Source organism: Streptacidiphilus sp. MAP12-16, assembly GCF_041262165.1.
Lineage (GTDB): Bacteria > Actinomycetota > Actinomycetes > Streptomycetales > Streptomycetaceae > Streptacidiphilus.
This window is the reverse complement of record NZ_JBGCBY010000004.1, coordinates 246,761-260,038: the sequence shown is the minus strand read 5'-3', so window position 1 is coordinate 260,038 and position 13,278 is coordinate 246,761. Positions and strand designations below refer to the sequence as shown.

Annotated in this window: 7 protein-coding genes; 6 read left to right on the top strand and 1 reads right to left on the bottom strand. The window is 66.2% G+C overall.

The genetic code is table 11. The features are described 5' to 3' along the window. Positions 1-60: 60 nt before the first annotated feature. Entirely contained in the window at positions 61-1,323 is a 1,263-nt protein-coding gene (locus ABIA33_RS06770) for a helix-turn-helix domain-containing protein (RefSeq protein WP_370078145.1), read from the bottom strand. A 1,682-nt stretch (positions 1,324-3,005) separates the two neighbouring features. Between ABIA33_RS06770 and ABIA33_RS06765 the strand changes: the two genes are divergently transcribed. From ABIA33_RS06765 to ABIA33_RS06740, 6 genes are read left to right on the top strand one after another with little or no spacing between them, the layout of a single operon-like run. Continuing rightward, on the top strand, positions 3,006-6,269 hold the full coding sequence (locus tag ABIA33_RS06765; protein ID WP_370078143.1) for a condensation domain-containing protein: 3,264 nt from the start codon (positions 3,006-3,008) through the stop codon (positions 6,267-6,269). Then, a complete protein-coding gene (locus ABIA33_RS06760) occupies positions 6,266-10,714 on the top strand; it encodes an amino acid adenylation domain-containing protein (RefSeq protein ID WP_370078141.1) in 4,449 nt (1,482 codons plus the stop codon). Before ABIA33_RS06765 ends, ABIA33_RS06760 begins: the two co-directional genes overlap by 4 nt. A gap of 25 nt (positions 10,715-10,739) precedes the next feature. After that, the gene (locus ABIA33_RS06755; protein WP_370078139.1) at positions 10,740-11,081 is read left to right on the top strand and encodes a phosphopantetheine-binding protein; all 342 of its coding nucleotides are present in this window, start codon (positions 10,740-10,742) and stop codon (positions 11,079-11,081) included. After that, positions 11,078-11,857, top strand: a complete 780-nt coding sequence (locus tag ABIA33_RS06750; protein WP_370078137.1) for a thioesterase II family protein — start codon at positions 11,078-11,080, stop codon at positions 11,855-11,857. The genes ABIA33_RS06755 and ABIA33_RS06750 overlap by 4 nt, the downstream gene beginning before the upstream one ends. Beyond that, positions 11,842-13,023: a cytochrome P450 gene (locus tag ABIA33_RS06745; RefSeq protein WP_370078135.1), complete on the top strand. Its 1,182-nt coding sequence runs from the start codon at positions 11,842-11,844 to the stop codon at positions 13,021-13,023. Before ABIA33_RS06750 ends, ABIA33_RS06745 begins: the two co-directional genes overlap by 16 nt. A gap of 30 nt (positions 13,024-13,053) precedes the next feature. Next, on the top strand, positions 13,054-13,263 hold the full coding sequence (locus tag ABIA33_RS06740) for an MbtH family protein (protein ID WP_370078133.1): 210 nt from the start codon (positions 13,054-13,056) through the stop codon (positions 13,261-13,263). Positions 13,264-13,278: the final 15 nt, after the last annotated feature.

Genomic DNA, 13,278 nt, shown 5'->3' with positions numbered 1-13,278 from the left:
GATCGCCCAGGTGGGCCGGGTCGTGCAGTTCCCCTGAACGAGGCGGCCCTGGCGACGGTGCTACACCGCCTGTAGGGAAGCCGAGAATTTCCGCACGTCGCGCCCGCCTGCCAGGCTGGCGGTGAGCGTGCAGCGTACGACGTTGGGCACTCGGAATTCTGAGTCGTCCTCGGTCTCCCTGATAAGCAGGCCCCGGACGAGCAGCGTATGCATCTGGAGGGTCACCTCGAGTAGCGTCCGGCCTGTGGCGGAAGCGGCGGTCTCGACCGTCCACGTGCAGTCGAGGTTTGCCAGCCGCTCCATGAAGCTGCGCTCGCCACAGTCGAGTGCCGCCAACGCGGCGCGCAGGGCGGCGGCGAGCCCCGCAGCAGTGCTCGCGGCGGTGGGGGATGCCGCCACCGCGAGCGGATCCTCCCGGGCCAGGGCGACCAGCCGCCACGGCGGTTGCACCCGGCACCGCTCCGCGAGGTGCTCGATCGCGCCGGGTATGCCGTCGACGAGCCAGCACAACTCCTCGACCGCCCGTTGGTCCACCCTGCTGGGAGGCGGGTCCGTGGGGCGCACTCGGCGAAGGCAGGAGAGGAAGTGCTGGGCGGCGGGACCCGGCCGAGCTTCGAACCGGGCAACTTCACCCGGCCGGGACACCGCCAGCGGCGCAAGCGGCAGAAGCAGTTCGTCAGCGACACCCAGCGGTGACCCGTGATCGACCAGTACGCGCAGATCCGGGTGCCTACGCATCAAGGACCGTACGGCCTCGCCGCAGGAGCGGCCATGCCCATCCGACCGTCGCGACTCGAGGATCAGCAGGACGTCCGTACCTGTGCCTGAAACACTGAACGGAGGCAAGCTTTTACGGGAGCCGAGGAGATCAAGGGACTCCGCGGTCACTGTCCACCCGTGTTCCGCACGCAGACGCTGCCCCACCTGGGCAGCCAACCAGGTCTTGCCGACTCCCGGCAGACCCGTGACGGTGACGAGGCGCTGCGAATCGGAACGCAGCAGATCTATCAGCATCCCGACCTTTGCGTCCCGACCGGGAAGGCTACAGTCGCCGGGCGACGACCGTGGGTGCACCCGGCTGGCAGTCGTCGCCTCGAGGCCGGCTGCAGATTCGAAGACGTCGCGCTCCGCCCCGCGCAATTGGAGCGCATCGGCCAGCAGCTCCACGGTATTCCGACGGGGCCGGCCCACCCGCCCCCGCTCCAGGTCGCTGATCGCCCGAATGCTCAAGGTGGAAAAGTCCGCGAGTTCCTGCTGGGTCAGTCCCGAGCGTCCCCGAAGGCGGCGCAGGCACGTGTGAAATGTATTGCTTTCGCCCATCATACCCATGAATCCCCTGACATTACCAAGGCCGATACCGGAGCCTCGCACTGCTGCATTTATTAATCGAGAAGGTCGACTCGTGAGGATTCAATTACCTCCGAGGGAAAATGTTGGCACTTCGCGCAATTTGCAATTGGGCAACGGCCATCGCCAGCTCCAGGGACTCCAGATGCCCCTCCTCCGTGTTAGTCCGCGCTACGAGGTGTTGCGGCCAGGTCTAGTTCAGGGTCCACGGCCCCCCTACCGAACAGGTACCGCCGAGCTACTGCCTTGTGTTGCGAGTCACGGAGGGCATCCCAAGAGGCGACACTCGCGAGATGCTGGCGGCGCATCTGCGTCCGGGCAACGCGGACAGCAGCACCGTCGCCGACCAGCTCGCTACCTTCGCCGAAGGCGTGCGTCAGGCTCCCGCCCGGCCCGCAACAAGATCCTCATCCGCGCGGATGGGGCCGGCGGCACCCATGGGCCCATCCAGTGGATCCGCCCCGGCGGCGGTAATAAGAAGGTCACCTGGCACTGCTCGCTCTGCCTCACCGTCACCGAGGACCATGGGAATCTGATCGCGAAGGTGCCCCGGTTGGCCTGGCGGGTTGCGATGAACGTGGCCCGCCGCCCGATCGGCCACACCTGGGTCATTGAGACCGCCGGCCGGACCAGCTGGTCTGACGACATGCGCCTGGTCATCGGACACTCGCGGATCCGCCCTCCGCGACCAGAATTGGACCGAGCGCAAGACCGACTGGCGATTCAGCGCGCTGGTCAGCGCCACGCTCAAGGCGCCGGGCCGGGACGAGGTCTGGTTCGAGGTCCGCCACCAATCGCACGCCGATGTTGAGGTCGCGATCAAGTCCGCGAAGCGGACCGGCCTGCGCTGGATGTCCTCCCGCGAGTTCGCGATAAGCCACGCCGGTGCCAGGCCGTCGCAATCGCCGTCGACCTCACGGTCTGGCTCAAGCACCTCGCCCTGGACGGCGAGGACTCCGAGCCGAACCCGACACCATCCGCCTGCGGATCCTCGACATCCCCGCGCGGAGGCCGCCGCCGCGTCCTCAAACTCGCCGACGACTGGCCCTGGAGCCCAGTCGTCGGCGCCGACTTCATCCGCATCCAGGCCCTATCAGCCCCGATTTGACCTGCACCGAAGATCCGCACGAGGACCAGAAAGGAGCACTGGAGCACCCCCGGCCGTGGAACCGGCGCCCGCCAGGGACGACACACCGGCGCACGACCACACTCACCCGGGAGGGATGAACCGGTCAAACCAAACTCCAGTCGACCACCCGAGACAGGCGCGCGCACGCGCAAGGATCAGGCCAACTGCCTGAGGACTGCTTGTTGATTGCTGCTGGCAACTGCCGATTTCCTCCGCTGGCCCGACCTATGGTTCATCGAAGCCGCAACGGAAGGAGGCGGATCCGCCGCTGGTTTTGATGGGAACTCGGTGTCTTCTGTCTTTTCCCTCGTTTTTCAGACCGATCTCCCGTCCGAAGAAGCCCGCCTGCGGCGGTGCCTTCATAGCTCGGGGTTCTGATGCACCTCCCTAGCCGTAAGCATTCCTGGTTGGAACTTCGCGGCCTCAGGCGACTGGGCCGGCTTTCTCCCTTTCCACCTAGTGACCCTGGTGCCCGCATGCGCACCACGACCGACCGAATCGGTCGGCCCCATTCATTCAGCGGAGTCGGATGATGTCATCACGCAGGTTTCCCCTTGAGGGGCTGGCTCACCGCAACGCGGCCAGCCCCGCGGTGCGGCAGGCGGGCCGGATCGTCACGTACTCGGAGCTCGATGCCCAGGTCGCTGCCCTTGCTGCCAAGCTGACTACGGGCCAAATAGTTGCTGTCGCCAGCCGCGACCGGCTCGATTACATCATCGGCATGCTCGCGGTGTTGCGGACAGGCGGCGTCTATCTGCCCGTTGACGCGGAGGCGCCGCGCGAGAGGACCGAGTACATCCTCGATGACTCGGGAGCAACCATGCTGGTGGACCGTGGCGTGGTCACCCCTCGTGGTGAGCCACGCGGTGAGGTTGGTGCTCCGGGGTACGTTATGTACACCTCGGGCACGACTGGGCTCCCCAAGGGTGTTTGGGTTCCCTTCGCTGCCCTTGCAGAGCATCTGGCGACCGTTTCCGCGCGCTTCGGCCTGACCGCCGATGATGTCGTTCTCCAGATCGCCAGGCCAACGGTTGATGTGTCGCTGGAGCAGACTCTTGCTGCACTCACAGTGGGCGCATGCCTGGTCCTACCGGAGCGGCAGTTGCTGACGCCGAGGGAACTCCTGCATCTGCTCGACACGGAGAGGGTCACCGTAGCGAACCTGTCCGCCGGATATCTCCAGGAGGTGGTGACCGAGCTACGCGATCACGGGGGTCCGCCACAGACCTTGCGGCTGATGGTCTCCGGGAGCGATCGGTTGTACCCGGCCACAGCAGCCGCCTGGCGGGAACTCACTGGCGTCCCTCTTCTCAACGCCTATGGGCCGACCGAGACGACGGTTACGACGACCGTCCAAGACGTGTCACAGCAGGATGTGGGGCAGTCGGTCGGCATCGGCCAGGCTCTAGGGGAGCGGTACTTGTACGTCCTCGACGAGCAGCTGCAGCCGTGCCCGTACGGCACTGCAGGTGAGCTGTTCATTGGTGGGCCGCTGCTCGCTTGGGGCTACCTTAACCGCGCTGCGCTGAGCGCTGAGCGCTTCGTGGCGGACCCCTTCTCCAGACTTCCGGGAGCCCGGATGTACCGTTCTGGAGACCTCGTGAGGCAGCAATCCCCGCGCGCCGTGCTGGAGTTCATCGGGCGCTCTGACCACCAGGTGAAGATCCGCGGCTTCCGCATCGAGCCCGGTGAAGTCGAGCGGGCCCTGGCCGCCTATCCAGGTGTGACCGGGTGCTTGGTGGTAGCCCGTGACGGCAGCCTCGTCGCCTACGCCACCGGGTCCGTGCCGGAGTACGGACACGCACGGCAGTTTCTGGCGCAGCGACTTCCCGAATACATGATCCCCACGACGCTCACCCCACTCGAGGCCTTCCCGTTGACTGGCAACGGCAAGGTCGACAGGTCCGCACTGCCCACCCCGGTGTCCCCGTCGGCGGTACGGGCCGAGTACTGCGCACCGCGCACACCTGTCGAACAGCGGATCGCCGAAGTCTGGGCCGAGGTCCTGGGTGTGGCCGCGGTTGACACTCGGGACAACTTCTTCCATCTCGGCGGCGACTCCCTCACTGCGGTCCGAATGATCGGCCGGGTATACGAGGACTTCGGGGCAGTCTCACCTTACGCAATCTTCGATGCCCCGACACTCGCTGAGTTTGCTGCGGCAGTGACTGGAACCTCGGCAACACAGCAGAGCGGCCTCACATCGATGGGCCACAAGTCGGCACCGCTCTCCAAGTTCCAGCGCGGCTTGTTCTTCCTCGATCACTGGAATGCATGTGCCCCTACCTACAACGTGCCCTGGGTGTTCCGCTTCGATGGGCCAGCCGACCCGGACCTGCTTCGTGCCGCCCTTGAGGTCATCGTCGGCCGCCATGAGATTCTGCGGACCGTCTTCGTCTTCGGCGACGCTCATCCGGAGCAGCTGGTCCGGGCCCGGGTCATCCTTCCGTTCACGCTGGTGGACACCTCCGCTGACCGCGTGGAGGAGCTGATCGCCGATGCGGCTGCAGAGCCCTTCGATCTGGAGGCAGGGCCCCTCTTCCGAGCCCACGTCTTCCGGTCACCTGACCGCAGGCTCACGGTCGTGCTGAACTTCCACCACATCATTTGGGATGAGGGATCGCTGCCGGTTCTTGAGCGGGAGCTGCAGGAAATCTACGCCGCACTCGCCGAAGACCGTCCCCACCGGCTACCGGAACTCCCAGTTCAGTATGCCGACTACAGCACGTGGCAAAGCTCGGAGGGTATAGCCGCGGAGCAGCTGGACTACTGGAGGGGCGTCCTTCGTGACGTGCCGGCTGAAAGTGTGCTGCCGACCGACAACGCGCGTCGAGAGATGCAGGTGGGCCGCGGAGCGCAGCACCACTACGCGATCGCGCCGGAGACCGCCGTTGCCGTTCGCGAGCTGGCCCGAAGTGAGGACGCGACCCCGTACATGGTGCTGCTGGCCGGGCTGGCCTTGACCCTTCAGCGGCGTTCAGGCCACACCGACCTGGTCGTAGGCGCGCCCGTGAGCGTCCGGAACCGGCCGGAACTAGCCGACATGATCGGGTACTTCGTCAATCTCCTGCCACTACGGTTGAGGGTCGATCCCGGCGGGTCGTTCCGAGCGCTTGTCCGGCATGTTCGCGAGGTCTCCGTGGGCGCCTACCGCCACCAGGAGGCCCCATTCGACGCGATTGCGGGGGCTGTTCTCGACGACCGGCTGGCGGGCCGCAACCCGCTGTGCCAGATCGTCTTCGAGCTGCATCCATGGGATGCAACCCGGTTGCCCATCGGCGGAACACCCGTGTCCCGGGAACTCCATCTCAACGCCGTATCGCGGTTCGACCTGACGATCTCCGTGGACGACCGCGGCACCGACTTCTCCGGCCGCTTCGAGTACGACTGCGACCTGTTCGACGCCGATGCGATCACAGGCCTGTGCGACGCCTGGCTGGCGACGCTCGCCGAAGTGGTGAGGCCACCCGTCGCAGACCTGTCCGAAGTCAGGGCGTCACACACTACCGAGACTGCACAAGTCCGGATGGAGCGCCTGGTCGCTGACACCCTGCGTGAGGTGCTCGACGCGGCCGAGGTCGGCCTCGACGACGACTTCTTCCGGATCGGAGGCACCTCACTCGCGGCGCTCAGGGCCACCATGCGGTTCTCTCGGGAGATCGGTAGCCGAGTCCAACCGCAGTTGGTGTTCCGTGCCCGGACCGTACGAGCCATCGCAGAACAGTTGGTCGCTCTGGCGCAGTCAGGCGCCAGTACAACCAGGGCGACCGCAGGAAGTGGAGTGGGACAGTGACCGGATACGGAGACGTGGTACGTGCCGCCCCCGTGTCGGGGCTGCAGCGAGGCCTATGGTTCCTCGATCGCTGGAACCCGGAGGCCGCAACCTACAACATCCCCTGGATCCTCCAGTTCGACGGCGACTTGGACCTGCGGCAACTGCAGGAGGCACTCGAGCTGGTGGTGCAGAGGCATGATTCCCTGCGCACGACATTCGCGCTGCGGGACGGCGGGCCCGTACAGCTGGTCCACGACCGACTGACGCTCCGCATGGCTGTCTTGGACCTGCGGGACTTCGCGGAGCCTGAGCGGGACAAAACGACGGAAACCCTGATCGCTACGGAGGCAGGCTGGCCCTTCGATCTGGAATCGGGGCCGCTGCTGCGCGTAAGCGCGATTCGACGCTCCGATCGCGAGGTCACCGTGGTCCTCGTGGTCCACCACATCGTCTGGGACGGGTGGTCGGCCGACGCCTTCGAACACGAGTGGTCCGAGACATATTCCGCCCTCGTAGACGGACGCGCTCCGGCAGTGCCTGAGCTCACGGCGCAGTACACGGACTACGTGCAGGAGCAACTGGACGGCTCCCTGGAGGAGCACCTGTCCTACTGGAAAGGGCAGCTTGCCGAGGCGACGCCGCTGGAGCTTCCCAGCGACCGGCCGCGACCGCCGGTGCAGAGCTACCGCGGCGCGACAGAGCCGTTTGGCTTGGCGCCCGGAACCGCCGCGCGCGTTAGGAAGCTCGCTGAAGCCCAAGGCGTCACACCGTTCATCGTGACGCTGTCAGCCTTCTCGCTGCTGCTGAGCCGCTACACCGGGGCCGAGGACATGGTCATCGGCACGCCAGCTACAACGCGCAACCGTCCGGAGCTGGAGAACCTGATCGGGTACTTCGTCAATCTGCTCCCGCTACGGATCCGGCTTCGACCGACCATGACATTCCTGGACCTGCTCGAGCACGTGCAGGAGGTGGCCTTCGACGCCTACGCCTATGTGGAGGCGCCCCTCGACACGATCATCGATTCCCTCGGCCTGGACCGCTCCACGCAGCACCACCCGCTGGTTCAGGTGGTATTTGGCGCCCACGCCGAGGACCACCGACCCATGCGGTTCGGCACAGCCGTGGCGACACGCGGCGTCCGGGCCAACGGCACGGCCAAGTTCGACCTCACCTGGTCGGTCTACGACAGCGGGGAGTTGCGCGGCGAAGTGGAGTTCAGCTCGGACCTGTTCGACACAGCATCGGTGCTGCGAATGATCCAGGAATGGCGGACTCTGCTGGACGCGGCCCTGGACGACAGTTCGCAGTCTGTCCGTAGACTGACTTCCCCGGCAGCTATGCAGCCAGCGGTCGGCATGCTCCTGCAGAGCCAGGACCGCTGTCTGCACCGTCTGTTCGAAGACGCGGTGGACAGGCACGGCGAACGCACGGCCGTCAGCTTCGGGCGCGCGGAGCTGACTTACACCGAGCTGGACCAGCGGGCCAATCAGCTAGCCCGAGCGCTCACAGCATCGGGCGTAGGGCATGGCGACCGCGTGGGTCTGCTGCTGGAGCGCACACCGGATGTCTTGGTGTCGATCCTGGCCGTGCTCAAGGCCGGCGCCTCGTACGTCCCGGTCGACCCGGCGGCACCCGCCGGACGTGCCAAGCTGGTGTTCGCGGATACAGGCACTGTCCTCGTCGTCACTGACCAACCCGAGGCGGTACCTGAAGGACCGTGGCAGCGGTTCCACCTGGAGGAGCGCGCCACCTTCGTGGCGGCGATGTCGCCGAGTCGGCCGCAGCACCCGGTCCGCTCTGACGACATCGCCTACGTGATCTTTACGTCCGGCTCTACCGGGCGCCCCAAGGGCGTGGCGGTCGCCCACGAGCATGTCAGCCGCCTGATGGCTGCCGGCGCCGAAAGGTTCGAATTCGGCCCGGATGAAGTCTGGACGTTCTACCACAGCTACGCCTTCGACTGGACTGTCTGGGAGATATGGGGCGCGCTGCACCACGGCTCCAAGCTGGTGGTGGTGCCCTATCTGACCAGTAGGTCGCCAGAGGATTTCGCCGAGCTGTTGGAGCGCGAAGGCGTGTCCTTCCTGTGCCTGACGCCGTCGGCCCTACGGCAGTTGGAGAAGGTGCTGCGGCAGATTCCACGGAGCCTTCCCCGGCTCAAGCAGATCATGCTCGGTGGTGAGGCCCTGGACCCCGCCGTGGTCAGCCGTTGGATCCAGCTCGATCGGCTCCCGTCTGCCCGGCTCTGCAACCTGTACGGCATCACCGAGACAACCGTCCACGTCACTACCTTCGACGTGCCCGGAACTGAGGGTGGCTTCCAGCGGAGCTTGATCGGCGAAGCCATGTCGCATCTGGGTGTGAAGGTCCTCGACACCTGGCTGCGCCCCTGCCCCGTGGGCACGCCGGGTGAGCTTTACGTCTACGGCGGTAGCCTTGCCTATGGCTATTGGGGACGGCCGGGGCTCACTGCAGGGCGCTTCGTGGCCGACACCGACAGCCAAATTCCCGGCTCCAGGATGTACCGGACGGGCGATGTGGCCAGGCGGCTGGAGGACGGCGGCCTTGAATACCTCGGACGCGCGGACCATCAGGTCAAGCTGCGCGGCTTCCGCATCGAACTCGGTGAGATCGAGAACGCGCTCAGTGCGCATCCGACTGTGTCGGCCTGCGTGGTCACCGTCCACGACGACCGGCTGGCCGCCTATGTGACCGGCGCCGCACCCGAGCGCACGCGGGAGTTCCTCGCGAACTCCCTGCCCGACTACATGATCCCGGCGAGCGTTACCGTCCTCGATGCGCTGCCACTGACTGTCAACGGCAAGATCGACCGAGCCGCACTCCCGGTGCCTGACTTGCCGTCCTCGCAGGGCGGAGCCCAGGAGCCGCCGCAGACACCGGCCGAGGAGCTCTTCGCCCGGGTTTGGTCCCGCGTGCTGGGCGTGACGGGCATCGGTGTAACCGACAACTTCTTCCACCTCGGCGGTGATTCGATCCGCGCCGTTGAACTGGTCGGGGGACTGCGTGAAGCCGGCTGGAAGGTGGCGCTCCGAGACGTCTTTGACGCACCGACGATCACTGGCCTCATAGCCTTGGCGCGTCCCGCGGAACCTGCGGAGCCCGAGGCGGCGGCGCACGAACTCCGGCCGCCGCTGAGCCCTGAAGACCGGGCCGCGTTGCCGCCCGGCGTCGTGGACGCCTACTCGATGGCCGCCATGCAGCTGAGCATGGTTTACCACATGGAGCTTTCCGGGCAGACCGCGCATTACCACAACGTCAACAGTTACCGCATTGCCGGGTGCCTCAACGAGGTTGCCTTCATGCAGGCAGTTGCCGAGGCGATCGATCGCCATCCGTTGCTGCGCACGGGCCTGGAGGTCTCCGGGTACAGCGAACCGCTCCAGCTCGTCTACGCATCGGTTCCCTTGCCCATCGAATTCGAGGACCTGCGCGGCAGCGACGCACAGGACATGGCGGTGCGAGATGCCTTCGAATACCACCGGCAAAGGTCGTTCGAACCGTCTCAGGCCCCGCTATTCCGGATCACCGTCCAGTGGTTGGACGCGAACACCTTCCAGCTCACGGTGTCGGAGCACCACGCCATCCTCGACGGCTGGAGTTTCACATCGTTGCTGACCGAGCTGCTCCAGCGGCACGCCGAGCTCTCGGCCGATCCGTTCAGCAAGGCACCCCCCGCGCCGAGGTCCTCCTTTAGAGAGTTCGTGGCCGTCGAGCAGGAGGCAGCATCCGATCCGCAATCCCTCGCGTTCTGGCGCGACAGACTGGCCAACGTCAGTGGCGACCTGTGGCCCGGAACCGCGGACGTCCACGACGTGCCGGTTACCACCGATCGAGTGCTGCCCGAGGCCCCTGAGCAACTGCGCCTGGCTTCCGCCGCCGCCGGTGTCCCCGTGAAATCAGTGGCACTCGCCGCCCACATGCGGGCGCTGCACCACGTCACCGGGCGGCGCCGGATCACTACCGGCTTGGCGACGAACGGCCGTTTGGAGCGTCCTGGCGGTACCGAGGTCTACGGGCTGTTCGTCAACTCGCTTCCGCTGGTCTGCCAGCCGGCGCAGATGGAGCCGCTGGAGCTCGCGCGGGCCGTGCACCAAGCAGAACTCGAGATGATGCCCCACCGCCGTGTCCCGTTTGCCCAGTTGGCTCGATTGATGGCGGACTCACGGTTGGACAGCCAGTTCGGTTACCTGAGCTTCCACGCACTCGGGCGGCTGAGGTCCGCACGGATCTTGGACAGCAAGATCGGTTGCGAGCCGACGCTGCGACACGAGCCAAACAGCTTCAGCTTCACTGCGGCGCTGATCCAAGACTCTGCCACCCAGCGCGTGCTGCTGGCCGTGGACTACCAGAGGTCGCTGGTCCCCGACGAGGTTGCCACCGCGTACCTCGAAGCCTACGAGACCGCGCTCGACGAGATGGCCGCGCAATCAACTCGCTGAAACGACGAAAGAGAGAGGCCCTGAGGTGATCGACGCACAGAAGGCCGAGGCCGTGCCAGCCTTCGATTTGGCTGCCGACCCCATGACGGCTACACCCGAACTGGACGAGCTGGTCGCAGAGGCCTGGCGCACGGTACTTGGCCTGGAGACAGTCGAGCCCTTCTACGATTTCTATGGCTGCGGGGGACACTCGCTGCACGCACTGCGGATCGTGCACACACTCCGGCGCCAACTGGACCTGGACATCGACCTGGTGCTGCTACTCAACTCAAACAACCTTGCCGACTTCACCGAAACGCTGCGCGAGAAGCTGCGCACAGGAGCTCCGCGTAGGGCTCCGATCAGCCGGGCCGGTGGCCCTCGGTGACCGCAGCGCGACCGTACATCGCGGGAGACTGGCTGCTGGTACCAGCGCCCCGGGAGGACCCGGACTTCCAGCTGTTCTGCTTTCCGCACGCAGGCGGCGACGCGACAGCCTTTACCCTGCTGGCACGCGCCCTCGGCCCCACCACCGAGGTGTGGGCGCTTCGGATGCCAGCCCGAGGGGGGCGGCGCTGCGACTCCATGCCTGCCACCTTCGACCAGCTCGTCAGGACCGTCGCAGCACAGGTCCGCCGGCACCGCGGCAGGCGCTTCGGGTTCTACGGGCAGAGCTTTGGCGCACTTCTTGCGTACGAAGTGGCACTGGCCCTGCTGCCGGGGCGGCGTCCCGAACTGTTGGTGGCCGCTGCGTCCCCGCCCCCCAACCGGTGGGTCGACGGTATCCCGGAGGAGCGCAACGCGGAGGCACTGCTCGGCAGTGCCGGAATGGGCGAGCTCATCGACGCCGAGCCGGAGCTACGGCAGCTCGCGCTGGGTGCCATCCAGGCTGACCTCGACGTTCGTCGCACATACAGGTACCTGTCGCTCGGACCCGTCGAATCCGATCTGTACGCGGTGGTGGGCAGCGCGGACCCGATGCTGGACGAGGCGCAACTCGACGGCTGGGCGGAACTCACCACCAGCCTGTTCGACAAGTGGACTGTCCCCGGAGGCCACCTGCTGGCAACCGTGACCGAGACCGGTCCGGTGGAACTGCTCAACTCCCTCATCTCCCGGCGCGCCGCTCCCACCCGCGAGGAGGTCCAGTGGTCAACACGGTAATCAACCTAAGTGACCCGGAGCTGTGGTCCCGTTCGGACCTGGCCGAGCTTATCGACGGGGCGCGCAGCGCGGGCCCGGTGCAGCGCACAGAAGCCACTGACGACGGCCCAGTGTGGTCGGTGATCTCCTACGACATCGCCGCTCAGGTGCTGAAGAACCCCGCGGTCTTCAGTTCTGAGCAGGGTTCGCTGCTGGGGACCGGAGAAGGGCTGACGCCCGCTGGTGCGGGCAAAATGATGGCTTTGTGCGACCCGCCCCGGCACCGCGAGCTGCGTACCCCGGCCATGGCGGCGTTCTCGCCCGGCAGCGCCCGCGTGGCGGCCCCCGGGATCAACGAGCGTGCGCGGACACTCTTCGACCAGGCGCTGGCCTGCAGTGAGGTCGACCTCGTCGATGTCGTCTCTGCGTTGCCCCTCGCGGTCATGTGCGACCTACTCGACGTGCCCGAGGGGGACCGCGAAATGGTGGTCCGCGTCTGCGACCAAGCGTTCCTCGGCCGTACCGCCGAGGAACGCAGGGCAGGCCACCAACAGCTCATCCCCTACCTTCTCTACCAGGTCATGCAGCGGCGGCTGGACCCCGGCGACGACCTCATCAGCACCATGGCGACCCATCAGGTCGGCGGCCGGCTACTGCCGGTGGAAGATATCGTGCTGAACCTGGACAACATCGTCGTTGGCGGGGTTCAGACGGTGAGGCACACCGCGTCGATGTGCCTGCTGACACTCGCTCGTCGCCCAGACCTGTGGCGATTGCTGCAGGACGAATCAGTCGACATGGGCGGGGCCGTCGATGAACTACTCCGCTGGACCTCCGTCGGGCTACATACCCTGCGTACCGCCACCCAGGACGTCGAGCTCGGCGGACAGCAGATCCGGCGCGGCGACCGGGTGGTCGTGTGGACTTGGCCGGCCAACCATGATCCTGCGGCATTCTCCCAACCGCACGAGATCATCCTCGATCGCTCGCCCAATCGCCACCTGGCCTTGGGGCTGGGAGCGCACTACTGCATCGGGGCTCCGCTGGCGAAGGTCGAACTGGGTGCCCTGTTCTCCACCGCGGTCGAACGCATCGCGGAGATCAAGCTCCTGGGCGAGCCCGTCTACAACCGATCGCTCATCAACTTCGGCCTGGAATCGTTTCCGGTCTCTCTAGTCGCTCGCTGAATCACCTGACATCAGAAAAGGATCATTTCGATGACCAATCCGTTCGAGGACGACAACGCCACCTACCTGGTCCTGGTCAACAAGGAAAACCAGCACTCGCTCTGGCCTCATTGGATCCAGGTGCCGGCGGGGTGGTCCGTCGCTTTCGGGGAGCAGAGCCGCGAGGACTGTCTGGCCTACATCGAGGCCAACTGGACCGACATCCGACCCGCCAGCCTGATTGCGGCCACCGTGCGCTAGCTCCTGTCCGGCGAC

Bases quoted from the DNA above. Each gene is read 5' to 3' on its own strand.
- ABIA33_RS06740 (WP_370078133.1), top strand. From the start codon at position 13,054: ATGACCAATCCGTTCGAGGACGACAACGCCACCTACCTGGTCCTGGTC.
- ABIA33_RS06770 (WP_370078145.1), bottom strand. From the start codon at position 1,323: ATGATGGGCGAAAGCAATACATTTCACACGTGCCTGCGCCGCCTTCGG.
- ABIA33_RS06765 (WP_370078143.1), top strand. From the start codon at position 3,006: ATGATGTCATCACGCAGGTTTCCCCTTGAGGGGCTGGCTCACCGCAAC.